Source organism: Azospirillum ramasamyi (assembly GCF_003233655.1).
Classification (GTDB): Bacteria; Pseudomonadota; Alphaproteobacteria; order Azospirillales; family Azospirillaceae; genus Azospirillum; species Azospirillum ramasamyi.
Genome location: NZ_CP029830.1, coordinates 154,591 through 176,444, shown reverse-complemented (window position 1 = coordinate 176,444; position 21,854 = coordinate 154,591). Strand labels below are relative to the sequence as shown.

Here is a 21,854-nt window from a genome sequence, read left to right as displayed (position 1 = left end):
CGCTTCCACGAACGACCGCGCCTTCTCCCGAAAGAGTTATCAGACAGTCCGCGGGTGGTGCGGCAGATGGGCGAGACGGCCGATCCGCTCGGCCACTTGCAAAGCCTCGACGACGTCGTCGAGCCGCCCGTCGCGCATCAGGTTATGCGCGTGGGTGTTGAGCGCGGCGACGACGGCCCGTTCATCGGACACCCCGCGGGCCGGCTTCCCGTCCGGATCGAGCACGGTGGCGCCCAGCGCCGCCATCGCCTCGGCGGTCAGGTTCACGGCTTCGGACAGGGCCTCTTCGTCGTCTTCCGCTGCGGCCAGGATCGGTTCCAGAAGCTCCGCAAGGAGACGGGGGGTCATGGTGCTAATCCTCGGTGACATTCTCAGGCCGTCCCCTTCGACGTCGATGCTGCAAGTTCTTTCGGTACAACAGCCGGAACGGAGGAAAGGTCCGTCCCGCCGCGCCACCCGCTGCCGCTGCCGCGCGGGTGGATACGGCACATGGGAAGCGGGTCCGGAGCCGGCAAGCGCGAGCCTCGTCAATTGCCCCGATGGGAGAGGTGCAGAGCGGCCGGGTCGCGCGTTCAGGTTGAGGAAACCGCGAACCAGCTCGCCGAAACCTGGGACCGGCTAAGGCCGTCGAGCGAGAGCGTGAAGGTGTTGTTGACGTGGGCGGGCAGTTGCAGCCCCAGCTCGGTGGTGGTGAAGCTGGCCTGCACCCCCTGTCCATCGGCGCGGTCGTTGAAGCGGGCCATCACGTCGGAGAGGCTGAGCGAGGTGTGGCGGAAGCTCAACACATCGATGCCCGGCTGGAAATCCGTGACCGTCGTGACCCCGGCGCCGTTCCACGAGATGGAGGAATAGACATCGTCGGGACCGGGGGTCGCGGTCCAGGCATTCGGATCCTGCCAGAGCAGGTTCGGCGCGGAGCCGAGATCGACGAGGATGGTGTCGTCGCCGTCGCCGCCGATCAGCGTGTCGTCGCCCGACTGAAGCGAGAACCAGACCCGGGCGCTGGTGGTGGCGGCGGCCAGCAGATAGTCGTTGCCGGCGCCCCCCTCCACGATCGCGCCCCCGCCTCTGCCATAGCCGCCGTTCAGCGTGTCGTTGCCGTCGCCGCCCAGAATATGGATGGGGGTGTTGGTCCTGCCGGCACCGATCCAATCGTCTCCGGCACTGCCGGTGATGGTCAGCGTCGGCACGCTGCCGATGGCGTCGACGACCACCCGCAAGCGTTCGACATTGGCCGGCATGGTGTAGTTGAAATAGCCGCTGATGCTGTCCTGCATCAGGACGACCTCATCGATTCCGGCATCGGCCCCCTCGGTCACCAGCACGCCCGACGAGTGGACGTCGAACACCAGGAAGGCGCCGTGCCACAGCCCCCAGACCACGAAGGTCCAGGCGGCGTCATGCCAGAGGCCGCACAGGAGGAAGACGACGAGCAGGTTCCGGTAGGTGGTCAACGCGCCGGCGCGGTTGCCGCCCAGCGGGATGTAGAGATAGTCACGGAACCACATCGAAAGCGAGATGTGCCAGCGGCGCCAGAACTCGGTGATCGACTGTGAGATGTAGGGATAGTTGAAGTTCTGCGGGAAGTGGAAGCCGATCATCAGCGCCAGGCCGATGGCCATGGTGGAATAGCCGCAGAAGTCGAAGAAGATTTGTAAGGTGTAGCAGACGATGCCCAGCCAGGCGACCGGCAGGCTCAGCCCGGTCGGGTCGAGCGCGAAGATCTGGTCCGCCGCCACCGCCACCGTGTTGGCGATCAGCACCTTCTGCGCAAGGCCGATCACGAAAATCTGAATGCCCTCGGCGAATAGCCCGGCATTGACCCTGCGGTTGTGGATCTCGTCGCGGATGTCGTGGAAACGGATGATCGGCCCGGCCACGAGCTGAGGGAACATGGTGATGTAGACGGCGACGTAGATCAGGCTGCGCTCCACCGGAACCTGCCGGCGGTAGACATCGATCAGGTAGGACAGCGCGTGGAAGGTGAAGAACGAGATGCCGAGCGGCAGATGGACCTGTGGCGGGCCGGAGATCAGGCCGGGCGCCACGGCGGCGACCATTTCGTAAAAGAAGCCCAGATATTTGAAATAACCCAGGATGCCGAGATTGACGGCCACACCGGTGCCCAGGGCGAGTTTGCGGCCCCGTCCGTCCTGCCCGGCGATCCATAGCCCGAAGGCGTAGTTGAGGAGGATCGACAGCAGCATGACGTAGGTGAAGATCACCTCGCCATATGCATAGAAAACCAGACTGAAGAGAAGGAGGGTCGCGTGCTTGAACGGCAGTGAATAATAACAAAAAAGAATACAGGCAGAAAATAGAAGATGAATAAGATGGAGCTGAAAACCATTTTTCACCCAAACTCCCTGTTCACTGCGCGCTTGTGATTCCAGGGATTCCAAAAGCAGAAGCGCTTAGGGTCTGGACCCATAAGCTTAGGGTCTGGACCCATAAAGAGCCTTTCCGGCAGTGAGCCGTTGTGATTCAACGCCGTGGAAAGGGGCTATGCGATGAGCGACGGTCAGTTCTGGTTGACGGTGGAGCAGTTCGGACGGCTTGAGCCGCACCTTCCGCGCAACACCCGCGGCAAGCCGCGCGTGGATGATCGTCGTGTGATCAGCGGAATCGTCCATGTGCTGAAGTCGGGTGGGCGCTGGGCGGATGCTCCACCGGTCTACGGCCCCCGCAAGACGCTCTACAACCGCTTCGTCCGCTGGGCGGCCAAGGGCGTGTGGGAAGACATCTTCCATGCGTTGGCAGCGGCAGGTGGCCCACCGGCGCAGGTGATGATCGACTCCACGGCGGTCCGCGCCCATCGTTCGGCGAGCGGCGGCAAAGGGGGGAGCGCGCTCAGGCCATCGGACGGTCCCGTGGCGGACGAACCACCAAAATCCACGCCCTGAGCGATCCACGCGGTCGGCCGCTCGCCTTCCTGTTGACCGGCGGTCAGGTTGCCGACTGCACCGCCGCCGACCGTCTGCTCGACCGGATGCCTGCTACCGATCTCCTGCACGGCGACAAGGGCTACGACAGTGCCGCTGTTCGCCGGAAGATCGAAGAGGCGGGAGCCGCGCCCAACATCCCGCCACGCGCCAACAAGCGCTGAAAAACTGCTTCTCTCCCTACCTCTACCGGAACCGCAACGTCATCGAGCGCATGTTCGGACGCCTCAAGGACTTCCGGCGCATCGCCACCCGGTATGACCGCTCCGCAACCAACTTCATGGCCGCCGTCCACATCGTGGCGACCGTCGCATACTGGTTATGAGTCCGGACCCTAGGTCCGGAGCGACACAGGGCGTGACGCGAAATGGGCATCCGGCCAGACCCGCCAGGAAGCCTGACTCTTTAGCGCGGCGAGCCGCAGCGGCAGGCTGGTGCCGCAATCATCCCGACCGCGTTGGCGGCAGAAAAATGCTCGACCGTCATGCAGTTGAAGAAATCGAGCCGTCTGGGGATCGGGCCGTCTTGCGCCATAGTCATTGCCGCGGGAATGTTGATCGAATGCAGGCAAGTTGGCGCAGCATCATTCCGATAGCAAATCTATTCTATTACCTCTTTAGAGCATGGGGAGGCTTACCACTTTCAGTATAGAAATCGTCGCGGCTCAGTCCATAGCGCTTCAACTTGTCGTAGAAGGTCTTGCGCGGGATGTTCAGCGCCTCGATGGCGGCCTTCACGCTGCCGCGGTGACGGGCGAGTTCGGACTGGATCAGGCCCTTTTCGAACAGATCCACCTGTTCCGCCAGCGACAGGGCGGACGGCGCGGCCACCGTGGCCGGCGCCGCGTCCTCCAGCCCCAGTACGAAGCGGTCGGCGGCGTTGCGCAGTTCGCGGACGTTGCCCGGCCAGTCCTGGCTCATCAGACGCTGCATCTGCTCGCGGGCCGGCACGCGCGGTTCGCGGTTGTACCGTGTGGCGGCCTGGGCGACGAAATGCTGGAACAGCAGCGGGATGTCGTCGCGCCGTTCACGCAGCGGCGGGATGGTCAGCACCACCACGTTCAGCCGATAGTATAGATCGGCACGGAACGTCCCGGCATCCGCCGCCTGCCGCAGATCCGCCTTGGTGGCGGCGACCACCCGCAGGTCGACCGGCACCTGCTCGTTGGAGCCCAACGGCTCGACCACCCGTTCCTGGATCACCCGCAGCAGCTTGACCTGCAGCGACAGCGGCATGCTCTCGATCTCGTCCAGGAACAGGGTGCCGCCGCTGGCATGCTCGATCCTGCCGACGCGCCGCTTGGCGGCGCCGGTGAAGGCGCCGGCCTCATGGCCGAACAACTCGCTCTCGAAGATCGTTTCCGGCATGGCGCCGCAATTCAGCGCGACGAAGGGGCTTTTGCGCCGTCCGCTCGCCTCGTGAAGCGCGCGGGCCACCATCTCCTTGCCGGTGCCGGTCTCGCCGAACACCAGCACGTCGGCATCGGTATCGGCGACCGCGGCGATGGTGGCGCGCAGCCGCTCGATGCCGGGGGTGCGGCCGACGATGGTCCCGGCGGGATCGGCGCCGCCGGCGATCTGCGCCCGCAGCCGGCGGTTCTCCAGCACCAGCCGGCGCTTCTCCACCGCGCGGCGGGCGATCTCGGTCAGCCGGTCGGACGGAAAGGGCTTCTCCAGGAAATCATAGGCGCCGTTGCGCATCGCCTCGACCGCCATCGGCACGTCGCCATGCCCGGTGATCAGGATGACCGGCAGGTCGGGATCGATCTCCTGCACCCGCGCCAGCAAGGCCAGCCCATCCATCTGCGGCATCCGTACGTCGGTGACGAGGCAGCCCGGCCAGTCACGGCCGAGATGGCGGAGCGCGCGCTCCGCCCCGTCGCAGGCGGTCACCTCGAACCCCGCCAGTTCCAGCGCCTGCTGCCCGGCCATCCTCACCGCGCGCTCGTCGTCCACGAACAGGACGCTGCCGGCGCTTTCCGGGGCGACTCTCTCCAGGGTCCGGGTCATGCAGGCTGCTCCGTGGTCTTGAGGCGCAGGGTGAAGACGGCGCCGTGGCCGGGCTTTCCGGTGCGGTTGGCGGCGGTCAGGCTGCCGCCGAAATCCTCGACGATGCCGCGGCTGATCGACAAGCCCAGCCCCAGCCCGTCGCCGGCCTCCTTGGTGGTGAAGAAGGGGGCGAACAGGCGCGGCAGGTCGGCCTCGGCGATGCCGGTGCCGGTGTCGGCGGCGCTCAGCAGCGCTTCCCCGTCCGCCGTGACCAGCCCGATGCGCAGGCGGCGCACGGGACAGCCGCGCATGGCGTCCGCCGCGTTGCCGATCAGGTTGACCAGCACCTGCTGCAGCCGCACATCCTCGCCCATCACCAGAACCGGCCGGTCGGGCAGATCGACCTCGACCGTGATGTCGTCCCGCCGCAGCTTGGACTCCAGCAGCGCCAGGGCCTGGATCACCGCGGCGTGGACCGACACCGGCCCCAGCGTGCCGGAGGCGCGGCGGGCGAAGCCCTTCAGCTGGCGGGTGATCGCAGCCATGCGGTCGGTCAGTTCCGCGATCTCCGCCAGATTGGCGCGCACCGCGTCCGTCCGCCCCCGTTCCAGCAGCACCACCGCGTTGTCGGCGAAGCTGCGCATGGCGGCCAGCGGCTGGTTGATCTCATGGGCGATGCCCGCCGACATCTGGCCCAACGCCGCCAGCTTCACCGCCTGGGTCAACTCGTTCTCCGCCGCGCGCAGATCGGCGGTGGCGGCGGCGACCCGACGTTCCAGCTCCGCCCGCGATTCCTCCTGCAGGGCGATGCGCTCGACCAGGGCGACCCGGCGCAGCGCCACGGCATAGCCGGTGAGCGCGGCCATCGCCACCGCCGCCGCGGCAAGCAGCCCGGCGACCCAGGCGCGTGCGGTCACCGGATCCAGGCTGGTCAGGCTGTGCAGGGTCCAATCGCCGCCGGGCATGGCCACCGACGACAGCTGATAGCGGCGGAGCCGGCCATCCTCCTCCAGGGCGATGCGGTCGGACGCGCCGCCGAACGCCCAGGGCAGCACGTCCAGCCCCTCGCTGGACCCTTGCGGGACGATCGGCAGGCTGATCGGCAGCCGGCGGGGCAGGGCGTGATAGCGCCAGGACGGCATGTTGGTGATGAACACCACCCCGTCGCGGTCGGTCACCAGCAGCTTTTCATGTCCGGGCGCCCAGGCCCGTTCCAGCCGGTCGAAACCCAGCTTCAGGACCACCGCGCCCACTGTGCGGTTTTCCGCCACCACCCGGTTGGCGGTGTAGTAGCCCGGCACCAGCGAGGTGGTGCCGCGCGCGAAGTGGTGGCCTTCGCCCTGGTCGATCGCCATGCGGAAATAGGGCCGGTAGGAGAAGTTCTCTCCCACGAAGCTGGCGGCATCGTTCCAGTTGCTGGCCGCCACCGTCGTGCCCTTGGCGTCCATGACGTAGAGCGCCAGGGCGTCAAGCGCCCGCGCGATGTCCTCCAGCTTGCGGTTCAGCCGGTCCATCGCCGCCGGCGACGGATAGGCCAGCAGGGCGCGGACCTCGGCATCCTGGGCCAGCGCCAGGGGAACGGCGGCATGCCGCTCCAGCTCCGCCCGGAGATTGGCGTTGTAGAGCGCCAACTGCGCCCGCGCATTGTCCCGCAGATCCTCATGCGCCAGTGACGACGCCCAGCCGGCTGCCAGGGCCGCCGCCACCGGCACGCCCAGCAGAAGTGCCGCCATCAGCAGCCGGCGCGGCCGTTCCAGCGCCCGCGCCGCCATCTGCGACGCGCGGGAAGGCGGCGCCGCCGGGGGGGTGGAGGCCGATTCTGTCGCCGGGTCGTCGGAATGGCTAAGCAACGGCGTCTTTCATCATGTTGCGCCGCAACAAAGATGCCGCAGCGCTGTGAACTGTGCGGATTTTCGCACATCGGAAAGCCCCCTGTCGTGCGGATTCTCGCCCGCCCTCCTTCGTCAAATGCTTGATGTTGCTGGATTCAGCAATTGGCCCAGCGCTTGCTTTCACTGGCAATCAGTTGGGGGCTCGCCCGCCCAGCCGGCACCAAAGCCGGACGAAAGAACGGGTGCCCCGCCAGGAACGCCGTTCCGAGGAACGCCACCCAAGAACGCCTCGAGGAGAGCAACATGAGCGCAGACGCCATCGACGCGCGCCGGGATGGGGCGAAGAAGCCCATCTATACCAACCTGACCTTCCAGGTTCTGACCGCCATCACCGTCGGCATCCTGTTGGGCCATTTCTTTCCGTCCATCGCGGTGCAGATGAAGCCGCTGGGCGACCTGTTCATCAAGATGGTCAAGATGGTGATCGGTCCGATCGTCTTCCTGACGGTCGTGACCGGCATCTCCTCGATCGGCAACCTGAAGAAGGTCGGCAAGGTCGGCGGCAAGGCGCTGCTGTATTTCGAGGTCGTGACCACCATCGCGCTCGGCATCGGCCTGCTGGTCGTCAACCTCGTGCGTCCCGGCGCCGGCATGAACATCGTCCCCGGCCAGCTTCAGGCCGATTCGGTGCAGAAATACGCCACCACCGCCAAGGAACACGGCTTCATGGACTTCATCGTCGGCATCGTGCCCGACAATGTGGTCGGCGCCTTCGTCCAGGGCGACATGCTGCAGATCCTGTTCTTCGCCGTCGTGTTCGGCGTCGCGCTGTCCGCCATGGGCCAGAAGGGCAAGGTGGTCGAGGACATCTTCGACAAGATCAGCCATGCCCTGTTCGGCGTGATCGGCATCCTGATGCGCGTCGCCCCGGTCGGTGCCTTCGGCGCCATGTCCTTCACCATCGGCAAGTACGGCATCTCGTCGCTGACCGCGCTGGGCCAGCTGATGGCGGCTGTCTACATCACGATGGCGATCTTCGTCTTCGTCGTGCTGGGCGGCATCGCCAGGGCCTATGGCTTCAGCATCTGGAACTTCATCCGCTACATCCGCCAGGAACTGCTGATCGTGCTCGGCACCTCCTCCTCGGAGTCCGTGCTGCCGCGCATGATGGAGAAGATGCAGAAGTTCGGCTGCTCCAAGCATGTCGTCGGCCTCGTCATCCCCACCGGCTACTCCTTCAACCTGGACGGCACCTCGATCTACCTGTCGATGGCCGCGATCTTCATCGCCCAGGCCTTCAACGTCGACCTGACGATCTGGCAGCAGCTCTACATCCTGGTCATCCTGATGCTGACCTCCAAGGGCGCGGCGGCGGTGACCGGTGGCGGCTTCGTGACGCTGGCCGCCACCCTGTCGGCAACCGGCGTCCTGCCGATCGAAGGTCTGGCCCTGCTGCTGGGCGTCGACCGCTTCATGTCCGAAGCCCGCGCCCTGACCAATCTGGTCGGCAACGGCGTCGCCACCGTCGTCGTCGCCAAGATGGAAGGCGAGTTCGACGAGAGCAAGGCGGTCGCCGAGTACCAGGAGCACTTCAAGGAGCCGGCGCTGGCCCGGCTGTGACGATACGCAAAAGCCGCGCGTCACACATGCGGTGCCGGAACCGGAAATTCCAAAGATGATCCATCCGGCCCGTCCGCGGATCCTGTAAGGTAAAGGGACGGTTCGATTAGGTTCGAATCGTCCCCTGTCCGTTTGCCCGGGATGGTTGGCGCATCAGCCCGGATGGGCTATAAACGCCGATCAGGTGAAGTGAACACAAAGAATTAACTGAAATCCTGTTAACCGGAGGAAGTGACCCGATGTCCGGCGATTTTGAGGCGATGGCGCTTGAGTATCACCGCAACCCGCGGCCCGGTAAGCTGGCGATCGTCGCGACCAAGCCCATGGCCAACCAGCGCGATCTGGCGCTGGCGTATTCGCCGGGCGTAGCCCATGCCTGCACCGCCATCGCCGAGGATCCGTCGAGGGCGGCGGAGCTGACCTCGCGCGCCAATCTGGTCGCGGTGGTCACCAACGGCACCGCCGTGCTGGGCCTGGGCAACATCGGTCCCCACGCCGCCAAGCCGGTGATGGAAGGCAAGGCCGTCCTCTTCAAGAAGTTCGCGGGCATCGACTGCTTCGACATCGAGCTGAACGAGCTGGATGTGGACGCGCTGGTCGACACCATCGTCCGGCTGGAGCCGACCTTCGGCGCCATCAACCTGGAAGACATCGCCGCCCCCGCCTGCTTCGAGATCGAGCGCCGCTGCCGCGAGCGCATGAAGATCCCGGTGTTCCACGACGACCAGCACGGCACCGCCATCGTGGTGGGCGCCGCCGTTCTGAACGGGCTGGCGCTGGTCGGCAAGGACATCTCCAAGGTCAAGGTGGTCTCGACCGGCGGCGGGGCCGCCGGCATCGCCTGCCTCGACCTGATGCTGTCGCTGGGCGTCCGCCGCGAGAACGTCTGGCTGGTCGACCGCATCGGCGTGGTCCACAAGGGCCGCAACGAGGAGATGAACGAGTACAAGGAGTCCTACGCGCACGACACCGAGGCGCGCACGCTCTCCGACGTCATCGACGGCGCCGACATCTTCCTCGGCTTGTCGGGCGCCAAGGTGCTGAAGCCGGAACTGCTGGCCCGCATGGCGGAGAAGCCGCTGATCCTGGCGCTCGCCAACCCGGAGCCGGAGATCATGCCGGATCTGGCCCGCGAAGCCCGCCCCGATGCCATCATCGCCACCGGCCGGTCGGACTTCCCCAACCAGGTCAACAACGTCCTCTGCTTCCCCTTCATCTTCCGCGGTGCGCTGGACGTCGGCGCCACCACGGTGAACGAGGAGATGAAGATCGCGGCGACCCACGCCATGGCCAACCTCGCCCGCGCCGAACCGTCGGACGTGGTGGCGGCGGCCTATGTCGGTGAATCGCTGCGCTTCGGTCCGGACTACATCCTGCCCAAGCCCTTCGATCCGCGCCTGATCGTCGAAGTGTCGTCGGCCGTCGCCAAGGCGGCGATGGAATCCGGCGTCGCCACCCGACCGATCGCCGATTTCCGCGCCTATCGCGATCAGCTGAACCAGTATGTCATCCGCTCCGGCCTGTTCATGAAGCCGGTCATCACCAAGGCGAAGACCGCGCCCAAGCGCGTCGTCTATGCCGAGGGAGAGGATCCGCGAGTCATTCGCTGCGCCCAGGTGGTGGTGGACGACGGCATCGCCCATCCGGTGCTGATCGGCCGCCGCGAGGTGATCGAGCGCATCATCGCCGAGATGGGGCTGCGCCTGAAGGTCGGCCAGGACGTGGAGGTCATCGAGATCATCCGCGATCCGCGCTATCACAACTTCACCGAACATTACCGCAAGCTGATGGGCCGCCGCGGCGTGTCGCCCAGCCATGCCTCCAACGTGGTGCGGACCCAGCCGACCGTCTTCGGCGCCCTGATGGTCCGCCGCGGCGAGGCCGACGCGCTGGTCTGCGGCACCACCGGCCGCTTCAACGAGCATTGGGCGCATATCTTCGGCCTTATCGGCCTGCGCGCCGGGGTGAAGGTCGCCGCGACGATGAACGCGCTGATCTCGCAGAAGGGCGTCCACTTCATCACCGACACCTATGTCAACCCTGACCCGACCGCCGAACAGGTGGCCGAGATCGCCCAGCTTGCCGCGGACGAGGTGAAGCGCTTCGGCATCGAGCCGAAGGTGGCCCTGCTGTCCCACTCCAACTTCGGCAGCGCCGACACCCCGTCGGCCCGCAAGATGCGCGCCGCGGTAGAACTGGCGTCCGAACAGATGCCGGATGTCGAGATCGACGGCGAGATGCATGCCGACGCCGCCCTCGCTCCCGCCATCCGCAAGGAGCTGCTGCCCGACAGCCGCTTGAAGGGCGAGGCGAACCTCCTGGTGATGCCGACGCTGGATGCCGCCAACATCGCCTTCAACATGATGAAGATCCTGGGCGAGGCGCAGAATGTCGGCCCGATCCTGCTGGGCGTGCAGCGGCCGGTCCACATCGTCACCCCGTCGGTCACCACCCGAGGTCTGGTCAACATGACCGCCGTCGCGGTGGTTGACGCCCAGCTCGCCGACCCGGTCAACGCCGCCCCGACCCCGCCGGTCGGCGTGGAAGCGTAAGACGGCTCTGTAAAGCAGCGTTTCCGGTAAGACCATCCCGACCCTCCCTTGCAATCGGGCTGACTTTCGGTCGGCCGAGATCTGGGGAGCGTCGGGGTGGGCGCCACAGTCCTCTACCCCTTCCACCGCACCAAATTCGTGCTATCCCTTACCCGTAGCCAACAAGACCGGCACGGGGCATGATCAACCAGCGCAAATCCGGCAACTCCGCTGTCGCCACCGCCGCGGCGGCGGTCGGCCAAGCCGTGCCGCTGCATCGGGCAGTCCGCCTGCCGGAAGCCGAACCGCTGTTTCGCCATCCATTGGCCGCCAACCCGGCCCTGCCGGAGGCCCGCGCAGCTCTGGGCCTTACGCTCCTGGACCTTGGGAAGGTTGACGACGGTGAATTCCCGACCATACGCCGCATCCACCCCCGGAGCGGCCTCGGCGGCGCAATTCCACAAGCAGCACATATGCTTGCCGGACATTTCGCAGGTGGTCTGTGAACACCCTCGACCGGTTCGCCGAAGCGCTTCGGCTCCATCAGGCGGGCTCCCTGGCGGATGCCGAACCGCTGTATCGGCAGGTTCTCGATGCGGAACCGCGCCATGCGGACGCCCTGCACCTGCTGGGCGTCCTCTATCACCAGATCAATAAAGACGAACAAGCGATTGGTTTAATTGATAAAGCCGTCGCGCTTGCGCCGGATGTCGCCGACTATCACGCCAACCGCGGCATCGTGCTGCAAAAACTGGGAAGGCTGATCGAGGCGGAGGCGGCACAGCGGCAGTCCCTGTCCCACGCCCCCGGCCATGTGGGCGCTCATTTCAATTTGGGGCTGGTGCTGGCGGCACAGGGCCGCTTGGCGGAGGCGGCTTTCCACTATGCGGAGGCCGCCCGCCTGTCGCCCGGCTTGGCCGACGCCCATCTGAACCTTGGCGCAGCCCTGCAAGGGATTGGCCGGGCGGAAGAGGCGCTTGCGGCGCACAGGAGGGCGGCGGAACTGCTGCCCGGCGATCCGCGCCCCTGGACCAACCTTGCGGTCAGCCTGCGTCATCTCGGACGGACGAACGATGCGGCCGACGCGTTACGCATGGCCGCGACGCTGGGCGGCAGCAGCTCCGATCCCGCTACGTTGTCGGCATTGGCTGCGGCGCTCCACGCGGCGGGACGGACGGAGGAGGCCGCCGAACGCTACGCCGACACGCTGCGCCTCGACCCAAAGAACTCGTTTTGTCTCAATGGACTGGGCCTTTGCCTTAAAGCGCTTGGTCAGCTGGACGATGCCGCCGCCTGCTTCGATGCGGCGACCGCCATCGAGCCCGGCCATGCGGAGGCTCTGGACAATCTCGGCAGCATCCGCAACGCACAGGGCCGTTATGCCGAGGCCGAGGCGCTGCACCGGCAGGCGATCGGCCACCGTCCCGATTTCGCCGGAGCGTGGAACAACCTGGGCAATGCCTGCCATGCCGCCGGCCGCAGCGCGGCGGCATGGCAGGCGTGGCACAAGGCTATGGCGCTCGATCCCGCCCTGGCCGAGACCCACACCAACCTCGGCAACGCCCTGCGCAACGCCGAACGCTTCGCCGAGGCCGAACGGTCACAGCGCCGCGCCATCAGCCTCGCACCGCTGGAGGCGCCGGCCCGCAACAACCTGGGCCATCTGCGCCAGGGCCGGCATGACCATGGCGGGGCGGCGGCCTGCTATCGAAGCGCTTTGGCGCTGGACCCCGCCTATGGCGAGGCCTGGAGCAATCTGGGGCTGGCGCGCCAGCGTCTCGGCGACGCCGGCGGGGCGGAACGCTGCTATGACCGCGCCTTGTGCCTGCGCCCGGATCTGTCGCTTTCCCACTTCAACAAGGGCCTGCTGCGGCTGGAGGCCGGTGATCTGGAGCTTGGCTGGCCCGGTTATGCCTGGCGGTTCGGGTCGGGGCAGGTCGGGCGGGGGCGCCAGCCTCGTGCCCAGCCATGGCGCGGCGAGGATCTGACCGGCCGGCGCCTGATGGTCTGGGGCGAGCAGGGGGTGGGCGACACCATCCTGTTCTCCGGCCTTTGCGCCGAGTTGGCCGGGCGCGCCGTCTCCACCATCCTGGAGGTCGATCGCCGGCTGGTGCCGCTGTTCGCCCGCTCCTTTCCGACCCTCCGGGTCAGGGCGGAGTCCCTGGACGGGCAGGGGCGGGAGACGATGGCGATCCCGGATTACGACCGCCATGTGCCGATGGGCTCCCTGCCGCGGGTTCTGCGCCGCCGGCTGGCCGATTTCCCGCCACGCCCTTCCTGGCTGGTCCCCGACACCGCCCTGGTCGAGCGATGGCGCCGCCGGCTGGAAATGCTCGGCCCCGGCCTGCGGGTGGGCATCGGCTGGCGCAGCCAAATGATGACGGCCGAACGCAGCACCGCCTATCTGCCGCTCGACGCCTGGGCGCCGTTGTTCGCGCTGCCCGGAATTCAGTGGGTGGTGCTGCAGTATGGCGATGTCGAGGACGAGGTCCGGCAAGCCGAGCGGCGCTTCGGCATCCGCCTGCACCGCTGGGACGATTTGGACCGCAAGGACGATTTCGACGGCGTGGCCGCACTGATCGCCGGACTGGACCTCGTCATCTCGCCGGCGATGTCGGTGGGCGAGCTTGCCGGCGCGCTCGGCGCCCCGGTCTGGCGCTTCGGCCACCGCGACTGGACGCAGCTGGGGGCAGGGGTGCGTCCCTGGTATCCATCGATGCGCCTGTTCCAGCCGCCGCCCGGCGAACCGCTGTCGGCGACGATGGACGACATGGCCCGACGCCTGACGAGGCTTTCTTCCGAAGCGGTCCTGCCTTCAGGAGATGGCTGAATATCTTCCGGCAAAGCCTTGTCGGATCAGGCAGTCTCCTTGCATCGGCAGGACCGATTGGCCGAGCCCTGCAACGCTTCGGCTCGCCCCTGGCCCGACCTCGACGAACGCAACGACCTGGACGGCATGGCGGCGGTGGCACGGCGCCTTGGCCGTCCGGCTGATGCCCCTCGCACCGTGACCTGACCATCCGAGCGGAAGCGTCAGCGCGATTCCGCATTGCGATTCCCGTTCGCGCCCATTATCGACTATGCCCGCCGGGGACCCGCGCAGGGTGGGTGACCCGACGCCCGCGCCGTCGTAAGCTGCATCGTCGGCCGGATGGCATCAGCGGTGATTGAGGGAAAGGACGGTCGGTGCGGTCTGAGGACGCTCTTGCCAACATTGACGTTGCGGTGCTCGCCGGCGGGCTGGGCACGCGTATCCGGAGCGTTCTGGGCGACACGCCGAAGGTCCTGGCTCCGATCGCGGGCCGCGCCTTCCTCGGCCATCTGCTCGACTATTTGTCTACATACGGATCGCGCCGCGTCGTGCTGTGCCTGGGCCATCTGGCCGACCGGGTGACCGCCTGGCTTGCCCGCGGCGATTCGGCCGGCACCATCGACGTGGTCTGCCAGATCGAGCCGCGCCCGCTGGGCACCGCCGGCGCGCTGGGCTATGTGCGAAAGGAACTGCGCAGCAGCACCATCCTGGTGGTGAACGGCGATACCTTCCTGGATGCCGATCTGCGCGCCTTCGTCGCGTCGCACCGCCTGTCGGGGGCGGAGGCGTCGGTCCTGTGCGTGACGGTCGAGGATGCCTCCCGCTTCGCGCGGGTGGAGATCGGGCCGGACAGCCGCGTCCGCAGCTTCCCGGCGAAGGCCGCCGGGGCCGGCACCATCAATGCCGGCGTCTACCTGTTCTCCGCCGCCTTCCTCGACCGCTTCATCGCGGCGGGGGCGGTCTCGCTGGAACGCGACGTGCTGGAAAAACTGCCGCCGGGCACGCTGAACGCCCATGTCGCCAAGGCCCGCTTCCTCGACATCGGCACGCCGGAAAGCCTCGCCACCGCCGCCAGCGTGATCGCCGGCCGGGAACCCTGACGGCCGCTATTTGCCTCCGCGCACGCCGCCGCCTGTCGCTGGACAGGAGCCGAGTGCCGGGACAAGATGCAGGCCGACTCGATCCCGCGCGCCGCGGCGGCCCCGCCGCGCCGCCTCTTCCGGACCAGCGCCATGGCCGTCATCCTCATCCGTGCCGACGCTTCGCCCGCCATCGGCACCGGCCATGTCATGCGTTGCCTCGCCGTTGCCGAGGCCCTGCGCGACCAGGGGCACGAGACGCTGTTCGCCGCCGTGGAATCCACCCCCGCCATCGACCGCCGCCTGTCGGCGGACGGCTTCCGCCATGTCTCCATCGCCGGCCCGGTGGGAGAGGCGGCGGATCTGGCCGCCACCCGTTCGCTGCTGCGGCGGGAGCATGGCAGCGCCGTGATGCTGGACGGTTACCGCTTCGGCGAGGCCTATCGCGCCGGATTGCAGGCGGCGGGCGCGCGGGTGCTGGCCTGGGACGATCTTGGCGACGGCCCCCCGTTGCATGCCGACCTCGTCGTCAACGCCGCGCCGCAGGCGGCGGCGCTGCCCTATGACAGGATGGCGCCGGGAGCCCTTCTGCTCCTTGGCCCCGGCTACGCCCCGCTGCGGCGGGAGGTCCGCCTGGCGGCCGGACAGCCGCGGCGGAGCATCGCCGAACGGCCCGTCCTGCTGGTGACCTTCGGCGGGTCCGACCCGCTGGGGCTGACCGGTCCGGTGATGGAGACGCTCGCCGCGGCCCGGCCGGACGGCTGCCGGATCGTCGCGGTCGTCGGCGGCAGCAACCCGCGCGCGGCGGAGTTGGCGGCACTTGCCGACGGTCTCGGCCCCATGGTTGCGGTGGAGATCGATTGCCCGCGCATGGGCGCGCTGATGGCCGACAGCGGGCTCGCGGTTTCGGCCGGCGGCGGCACCATGGGGGAACTGGCCGCATTGGCGGTGCCGACCCTGCTGGTGGTCACCGCCGACAATCAGGCGATGGCGAGCGGCGGTGCCGCCGAACTTGGCTGGAGCGAGGCGGTGGACGCCCGTGGCGGCGATCCGGCCGGCGCGGGAAGGACCATTGCCGAACGGGCGCTCGCTCTCTGGGCCGACCGCCCGCGCCGGCAGCGGATGCAGGATGCCGCCGCCGCGCTGCCGCTGGATGGGGAAGGGGCGGTGCGCATCGCCCATGCCCTGACCGGACGGGCGCCCTCGCTCTCTTCCATGGCCGGCAGCGCCGCCCGGCGACGGACGGCGCTGGCCTGAGCCTTGTCCTCTTCCGTCAGCTGATCACGCGCCAGCTGCCGTCGGGCTGCTGGCAGGCCGTGCCGAAGCCCTGCTGGGTGCGGCCCTGGACGACGATGGTGGTCTGGTATTCGCGGCAGAGCTGGCCCTGCGGCCCGGTGCCGTCGCGGACCGGCGTGAAGCTGCCGTAATTGCCGCTGCCCGGATTGTTCCAGCGCACGGTGCTGCCGGTGGGGGCGCTGTAGGCGTTGATCGCCGCCTGCTGGGCGTAGGTCTGGTCCGCACGGTCGAGCGAGGCGCCCGCGGCGCTGCCCAGCGCCGCACCCAGCAGCGTGCCGACGCCGACCGCCACCAGCTTGCCCGAGCCGCCGCCGAATCGCGAACCGGCCAGACCGCCGACCACGCCGCCCAGCACGGTGCCGGCCGTCTGCTTGTTGGCGCTGACACCGCCGTAGGAGTCGCCGTAGCCGGGCTGGGCGCAGCCGGCGAGCGGGGCCGCGAGCAGGCTGGCGGACAGCGCCGCGGCGATGAAGGGGCTGGCTTTCATGGTGGCTCTCGTCCTCTTGGATCCTGTTGGTATCGGCGCGAAGCCGTTCGTTTCCGCCCCCATCAACATGGCAGACCCGCGACTTATTCCCAGTGCGTGACGCGGTGCCTCGCTTGCTCCTATGATCGGGTCAACGGCTCCGCCAAGGAACCGACGACAAATCATTGGGAGGGAAGGAACATGCTGCCCAACGCGGACAGCTATGAAGAGGTGTCCCGCGCCTTCGCCTGGCGCGTTCCCGATCGCTACAACATCGGCGTCGATGTCTGCGACCGCTGGGCCGAGTCCGAGCCGGACCGCATCGCCCTGATCCACAAGCGGCGCGACGGCGGGGTCGAGGAATACCGCTTCTCCGACATCCGCGCCCTGTCCAACCGGTTCGCCAATGCACTCGCCGCCCAGGGCATCGTCCACGGCGACCGGGTCGGCATCCTGCTGCCCCAGGCGCCCGAAACCGCGGTCAGCCATGTCGCCGTCTACAAGCTGGGCGGCATCGCCGTGCCGCTGTTCGCCCTGTTCGGGGTGGAGGCGCTGGAGTACCGGCTGGCCAATTGCGGCGCCCGCGCCGTGGTGACCGACGCCGCCGGGGCGGCGAAGATCGCTGAAATCCGCGACCGCCTGCCCGAATTGCGCGCGGTCTTCCGCATCGACGGGCCGGGCCCCGGCTGCCTCGACTGGCACGCGCTGTGCGACGCGGCGTCGGATGACTTCATCCCCGCCGACACCGGTCCCGACGACCCGGCGCTGATCATCTACACCTCCGGCACCACCGGCCAGCCGAAGGGCGCGCTGCATGCGCACCGGGTGCTGCTGGGCCATCTGCCCGGCGTGGAAATGTCGCACGACCTGTTCCCGCAGCCGGGCGACCGCATCTGGACGCCGGCGGACTGGGCGTGGATCGGCGGTCTGCTCGACGTGCTGCTGCCGGCCTGGCACCACGGGGTGACGGTGGTTTCCCACCGGTTCGAGAAGTTCGACGCGGAGTCCGCCTTCGCCCTGCTGGCCGAATTCCAGGTGCGCAACGCCTTCCTGCCGCCGACGGCGCTGAAGATGATGCGGTCGGTGAAGGAACCGCGGGCGCGCCATGCCATCGCCATGCGCTCCGTCGCCAGCGGCGGCGAGACGCTGGGCGCCGGGCTGCTCGACTGGGGGCGCGAGACCTTCGGCGTCACCATCAACGAGTTCTACGGCCAGACCGAATGCAACATGATCGTCTCCTCGGCCGCCACGCTGATGGAACCGAAGCCGGGCATCATGGGACGCCCGGTTCCCGGCCATGACGTGGCGGTGATCGACGGCGAGGGCAACCGTCTGCCGCCGGGACGGATCGGGCTGATCGCGGTGCGCCGCCCGGACCCGGTGATGTTCCTCGGCTACTGGAACAACCCGGAGGCCACGGCGGCGAAATTCGTCGGGGATGGGGGCGGCTGGCTGGTCACCGGCGACCAGGGGGAGATGGATGATGACGGCTACATCCGCTTCGTAGGGCGCGACGACGACGTCATCACCTCCGCCGGCTACCGCATCGGTCCCGGCGAGATCGAGGATTGCCTGATCGGCCACTCCGCCGTCCGCATGGCGGCGGTGGTCGGCGTTCCCGACCCGCTGCGCACGGAGATCGTCAAGGCCTTCATCGTGCTGCAGGACGGGGTGACGCCGGACGACGCGCTCGTCGCCTCGATTCAGGAGCATGTGAAGACGCGGCTTGCCGCCCACGAATATCCCCGGGCGATCGAATTTCTCGAAAGCCTGCCGATGACCACCACCGGCAAGATTATACGCCGGGAGTTGAGGAACCGCTCCTAACATCATGATCGAAATCATATTATTGGCTGCGGCCTTTCTGGCCGGAGCGATGAATTCCGTTGCCGGCGGGGGCAGCTTCCTGACCCTGCCGGCCCTGATATACGCCGGGGTGCCGCCAGTCGCCGCCAACGCGACCGGCACGGTCGCCCTGCTGCCCGGCTATGCCAGCGGGGTCTACGGCTACCGGCAGGATCTGACGCCGATCGGCAGCCTCAGCCTGCCGCTGCTGTCCGTGGTCAGCCTCGCCGGCGGGCTGGCCGGCGCCGGCCTGCTGCTGGTGACCCCGGATTCGGTGTTCCGCGACATCGTTCCGTGGCTGCTGCTGCTGGCGACCGGGCTGTTCGCCTTCGGCAACATGCTGGCCCAGCGGCTGCGCAGCCTCGGCCTTCACGGCAACGGGGCGATGCTGGGCACGCTGTTCGTGGTGTCGGTCTATGGCGGCTATTTCAACGGCGGGCTCGGCATCCTGCTGCTGGCGCAGTTGAGCCTGTTCGGGATGACCGACCTCAACGCCATGAACGGGCTGAAGAACCTGTTCTCGGCAGTCCTGACCGCCATCGCCGTCGTGGCCTATGCGGCCGGCGGAGCGGTGGAATGGCGGGAAGCCTTGCTGATGACGGTCGCGGCCGTCGCCGGCGGCTATGTCGGCGCGCGGGTGGGGCGGAAAATTCCCAAGCCGGTGCTGCGCACGGGCATCATCGCCGTCGGGCTGGTGATGAGCGCGGTGTTCTTCCTGAAATGATCGCGCTATAGAGGGCGCCCCCGCCTTTGGCCCCCGCTGCGACCGGATCCGTTGCCATGCTGACCGTTTCCGACCTCGATCTGTACTATGGTGACGCCCAGGCGCTCGACGGCGTCTCGCTTCAGGTGGCGGCGGGGGCGACCACCGCCATCGTCGGCGCCAACGGGGCGGGCAAGACCTCGCTGATCCGTGCCATCGCCGGCATCCTGAAGCCGGCGCGCGGCAGCATCCGCTTCAAGGACCGCGAGATCGCCGGACTGCCCAGCCATGTCGTCTGCGACCTCGGCATCGGGCAGGTCGCCGAAGGCCGGCAGATCTTCCCCAGCCTCAGCGTGCGGGAGAATCTGGAGATGGGCGCCGTGATCCCGCGGGCGCGCGCCACCGCCCGCCAGAGCTACGACCGGGTGCTGGACCTGTTCCCCCGCCTGCGCGAGCGGCTGGACCAGGCCGCCGGCACCCTGTCCGGCGGCGAGCAGCAGATGCTGGCGATCGGCCGCTGCCTGATGGGCAAGCCCGACCTGATCATGTTCGACGAGCCGTCGCTCGGCCTGGCGCCGGCCCTGGTGCAGGAGTTGTTCCGCATCATCCGCGCGTTGGCGGCCGACGGGATGACGATCATCCTGGTCGAGCAGAATGTCGCGGCATCCCTGCGGATCGCCGGGCAAGCCTATGTTCTGGAGAACGGCCGGGTGGTGCTGTCGGGAAGCGGCGAGGCGCTGCTGGCCGATCCGGCGGTGAAGCAAGCCTATCTCGGGCTGTAGCAAAGGAGGGGGGCGCCATGGCCCCCACCCTGACCCGAGCCTGGGGATGCAATCCCGTCAGAACAGCCCCTGCGCCTCGCGGGCATAGCCCAGAAGCGCCTCCACCGAGCGGGCGCGATCGGCCGTCCCGCTGAAGCGCGCGCGCGCCGCCTCCGCTGCCGCAATCCGTGCGGCGGCATCCTGGCCGAGAGCCGCGGCGCGGTCGAGGAAGGCCGCCTCGTCCGGCACCGTCATGCCCGGCCCGGCGACGCCGGCCACGTCGCCCCGGTCATAGGTCACCACCGGCAGCCCTTCGGCCAGGGCGAACGCCGCGCTGCCGCCACCGCCCTGGCGCGGCGGGTTCAGATAGGCGGTCGCCAGCCCATACAGTCCGCGGATGCCGTCCACATGTCCCAGGGACTTCATCCGCGCGGCGTTGCGGGTGGCGGCGATGCGGCCGGGCAGGGTATCCACCGCGCCGGCGAAGGCGACCCGCGCGCCGGGCACCCGGTCGAGCAGGCGGTCGACCGTCTCCAGGAAATCGGCCCCGACCTCCTGGTCCAGCCGGTTGCCGACGACGACATAGAGCGGACCGCCGTCGGGCAGCCCGAAATCGGCGCGGCTGCGGGCGGGCCCGCCCTCCGGCAGGGTCCAGCCGAAGGAGAAGGGACGGAAACGCGCCCGCGCCTCGTCGGGCCAGCCGGCGGCGCTGTCCTCCGGCGCATAGCCCAGCAGAATCGTGGCGAGCGAGGCGGGCAGGCCGCTGGAGGTGGGCAGGAGCACCACCGGACGGGTGCGTGCGAACAGGTCGGCCACCGTGTTGGAGCCGCCGAAGGCGACGATCACGTCGGGATCGAATCGCTCCACCGCGTCGACGATGGCGGTCAGCTTGTCCTCGTCGAATCGGGGCTGGGGGAAGGACAGCATGCGCACCGCCGCGCCCTGGGCGGTGATGGTCTGCTCCCCGTCATATTCCTCGGTGACGTTGTAGCTGTATTCCGGGACGAAGCCGTTCTCGCCCGACACCGCCATGGCGTTGGGGTTCACGATCAGCACCTCGCAGCCCTGGTCGTCCTGCAGCCGGCGGGCGTAGTCGAAGGCGTCGGCGGTGGGCTGGTGCCCCGCGCCCAGCATCTGGTTGGTGATCAGCACCACGCGCTTCACCTCGGCGCGCGGGGCGGCCCTGCGCAGCCTGGGCTCCAGCCCATAGCGCCGCGCCGTCTCCTCCACCAGCAGGCGGTAGAAGCGGCGGAACTCGCCATTGGTGAAGGCGCCGACGTCGCCCTTGCGGGCGTCGCCCTGGAACAGCCGCATGGCGATGCCCCAATAGGCGTAATGCAGCGACGGCACGGAGAAGCGCAGGGGATCGTCCAGCGCCGCGCCGACCAGGGTGCGGTAATGGGCGATGTCGCCGGTCAGCAGGAACAGCAGGGACTGGCGCCGCATCACGTCGCCCATGGTGTAGCGCGCATCGACCTCCGCCGCCGCCGCCGCCCGGATGTCGTCGTCATAGCGGCGGATCAGGTTGGCCAGCGCACCGACATTGCTCCAGCCCTCGCCTTCGTTGGTCAGCAGGCTGAGCGCGCGGGCGAAGCTCAGCGCCGCCTCGCGCTGGCGTCCGCAGCCATGCAGGGCGTGGCCCAGATTGGCATGGAACAGGGGGGAGCCGTCGTCGCCGGCCACGGCCTGGGCGATTCGGTCCACCGCCTCCTCCGGCCGGCCGGATTGCAGGGCGATGACCCCCAGCAGATGCAGGGCGTCCGGATGGCCGGGCGACGCGTCCAGCACGTCGCGATACAGGCGCTCGGCCTCCGCGGTGCGGCCGGCGCGGTGATGCTCCGTCGCGACGGCCAACGTCTGCTCGATCTGGTCCATAATGCACGTCCTTGCTGTCGGGGCGGCCCCCATCCCCCGGAAGCCGTCGTCCCCTGCTGTTTACCCTGTTTTAGGAGACACGCGATCAACTTTCCGCATGCGTG

At 68.2% G+C, this 21,854-nt stretch carries 15 protein-coding genes and 1 pseudogene; 10 read left to right on the top strand and 6 right to left on the bottom strand.

Translation table 11 applies throughout. From position 1 onward, the window contains the following. Positions 1 to 39: 39 nt before the first annotated feature. Both DM194_RS13485 and DM194_RS13480 read right to left on the bottom strand, forming a co-directional pair. Positions 40 to 348 (bottom strand): hypothetical protein, encoded by a 309-nt coding sequence (locus DM194_RS13485; protein ID WP_111068115.1) that lies wholly within the window; start codon positions 346 to 348, stop codon positions 40 to 42. A gap of 224 nt (positions 349 to 572) precedes the next feature. After that, positions 573 to 2,225 (bottom strand): MBOAT family O-acyltransferase, encoded by a 1,653-nt coding sequence (locus tag DM194_RS13480; RefSeq protein ID WP_111068114.1) that lies wholly within the window; start codon positions 2,223 to 2,225, stop codon positions 573 to 575. A 285-nt stretch (positions 2,226 to 2,510) separates the two neighbouring features. On the opposite strand from DM194_RS13480, the pseudogene DM194_RS29135 reads away from it, so the two are divergent. Then, positions 2,511 to 3,267, top strand: a pseudogene (locus DM194_RS29135) (IS5-like element ISAzba5 family transposase). A 283-nt stretch (positions 3,268 to 3,550) separates the two neighbouring features. On the opposite strand, the gene DM194_RS13470 reads toward DM194_RS29135, so the two are convergent. Further along, positions 3,551 to 4,951 (bottom strand): sigma-54-dependent transcriptional regulator, encoded by a 1,401-nt coding sequence (locus DM194_RS13470; RefSeq protein WP_111068113.1) that lies wholly within the window; start codon positions 4,949 to 4,951, stop codon positions 3,551 to 3,553. Next, complete coding sequence (locus DM194_RS13465) at positions 4,948 to 6,780, bottom strand: ATP-binding protein (RefSeq protein WP_246024392.1); 1,833 nt, start codon at positions 6,778 to 6,780, stop codon at positions 4,948 to 4,950. The genes DM194_RS13470 and DM194_RS13465 overlap by 4 nt, the downstream gene beginning before the upstream one ends. A 285-nt stretch (positions 6,781 to 7,065) precedes the next feature. Between DM194_RS13465 and DM194_RS13460 the strand changes: the two genes are divergently transcribed. From DM194_RS13460 to pseG, 6 genes are all read left to right on the top strand, one after another. Then, on the top strand, positions 7,066 to 8,382 hold the full coding sequence (locus DM194_RS13460) for a dicarboxylate/amino acid:cation symporter (protein WP_111068112.1): 1,317 nt from the start codon (positions 7,066 to 7,068) through the stop codon (positions 8,380 to 8,382). A 239-nt stretch (positions 8,383 to 8,621) separates the two neighbouring features. Beyond that, positions 8,622 to 10,934: an NADP-dependent malic enzyme gene (locus DM194_RS13455; RefSeq protein WP_111068111.1), complete on the top strand. Its 2,313-nt coding sequence runs from the start codon at positions 8,622 to 8,624 to the stop codon at positions 10,932 to 10,934. A 179-nt stretch (positions 10,935 to 11,113) separates the two neighbouring features. After that, the gene (locus DM194_RS28120) at positions 11,114 to 11,419 is read left to right on the top strand and encodes a hypothetical protein (protein WP_162630030.1); all 306 of its coding nucleotides are present in this window, start codon (positions 11,114 to 11,116) and stop codon (positions 11,417 to 11,419) included. Further along, on the top strand, positions 11,416 to 13,743 hold the full coding sequence (locus tag DM194_RS13445) for a tetratricopeptide repeat protein (protein ID WP_246024391.1): 2,328 nt from the start codon (positions 11,416 to 11,418) through the stop codon (positions 13,741 to 13,743). The genes DM194_RS28120 and DM194_RS13445 overlap by 4 nt, the downstream gene beginning before the upstream one ends. A 356-nt stretch (positions 13,744 to 14,099) precedes the next feature. Then, entirely contained in the window at positions 14,100 to 14,825 is a 726-nt protein-coding gene (locus tag DM194_RS13440; protein ID WP_111068109.1) for a nucleotidyltransferase family protein, read from the top strand. A gap of 66 nt (positions 14,826 to 14,891) precedes the next feature. Next, complete coding sequence (gene pseG / locus DM194_RS13435) at positions 14,892 to 16,061, top strand: UDP-2,4-diacetamido-2,4,6-trideoxy-beta-L-altropyranose hydrolase (protein ID WP_246024390.1); 1,170 nt, start codon at positions 14,892 to 14,894, stop codon at positions 16,059 to 16,061. Between the two features lie 16 nt (positions 16,062 to 16,077). On the opposite strand, the gene DM194_RS13430 is transcribed toward pseG, so the two are convergent. Next, entirely contained in the window at positions 16,078 to 16,587 is a 510-nt protein-coding gene (locus DM194_RS13430; protein WP_111068108.1) for an RT0821/Lpp0805 family surface protein, read from the bottom strand. A 180-nt stretch (positions 16,588 to 16,767) separates the two neighbouring features. On the opposite strand from DM194_RS13430, the gene DM194_RS13425 reads away from it, so the two are divergent. Genes DM194_RS13425 through DM194_RS13415 form a run of 3 tightly spaced genes read left to right on the top strand, consistent with a single transcriptional unit; the run spans position 16,768 to position 19,896 of the window. After that, the gene (locus tag DM194_RS13425) at positions 16,768 to 18,393 is read left to right on the top strand and encodes an acyl-CoA synthetase (RefSeq protein ID WP_111068107.1); all 1,626 of its coding nucleotides are present in this window, start codon (positions 16,768 to 16,770) and stop codon (positions 18,391 to 18,393) included. A gap of 4 nt (positions 18,394 to 18,397) precedes the next feature. Then, on the top strand, positions 18,398 to 19,135 hold the full coding sequence (locus DM194_RS13420; RefSeq protein ID WP_111068106.1) for a sulfite exporter TauE/SafE family protein: 738 nt from the start codon (positions 18,398 to 18,400) through the stop codon (positions 19,133 to 19,135). A 56-nt stretch (positions 19,136 to 19,191) separates the two neighbouring features. Next, the gene (locus DM194_RS13415) at positions 19,192 to 19,896 is read left to right on the top strand and encodes an ABC transporter ATP-binding protein (protein WP_111068105.1); all 705 of its coding nucleotides are present in this window, start codon (positions 19,192 to 19,194) and stop codon (positions 19,894 to 19,896) included. 57 nt (positions 19,897 to 19,953) lie between these two features. On the opposite strand, the gene DM194_RS13410 is transcribed toward DM194_RS13415, so the two are convergent. Further along, complete coding sequence (locus tag DM194_RS13410) at positions 19,954 to 21,750, bottom strand: tetratricopeptide repeat protein (RefSeq protein WP_111068104.1); 1,797 nt, start codon at positions 21,748 to 21,750, stop codon at positions 19,954 to 19,956. Between the last annotated feature and the right edge of the window lie 104 nt (positions 21,751 to 21,854).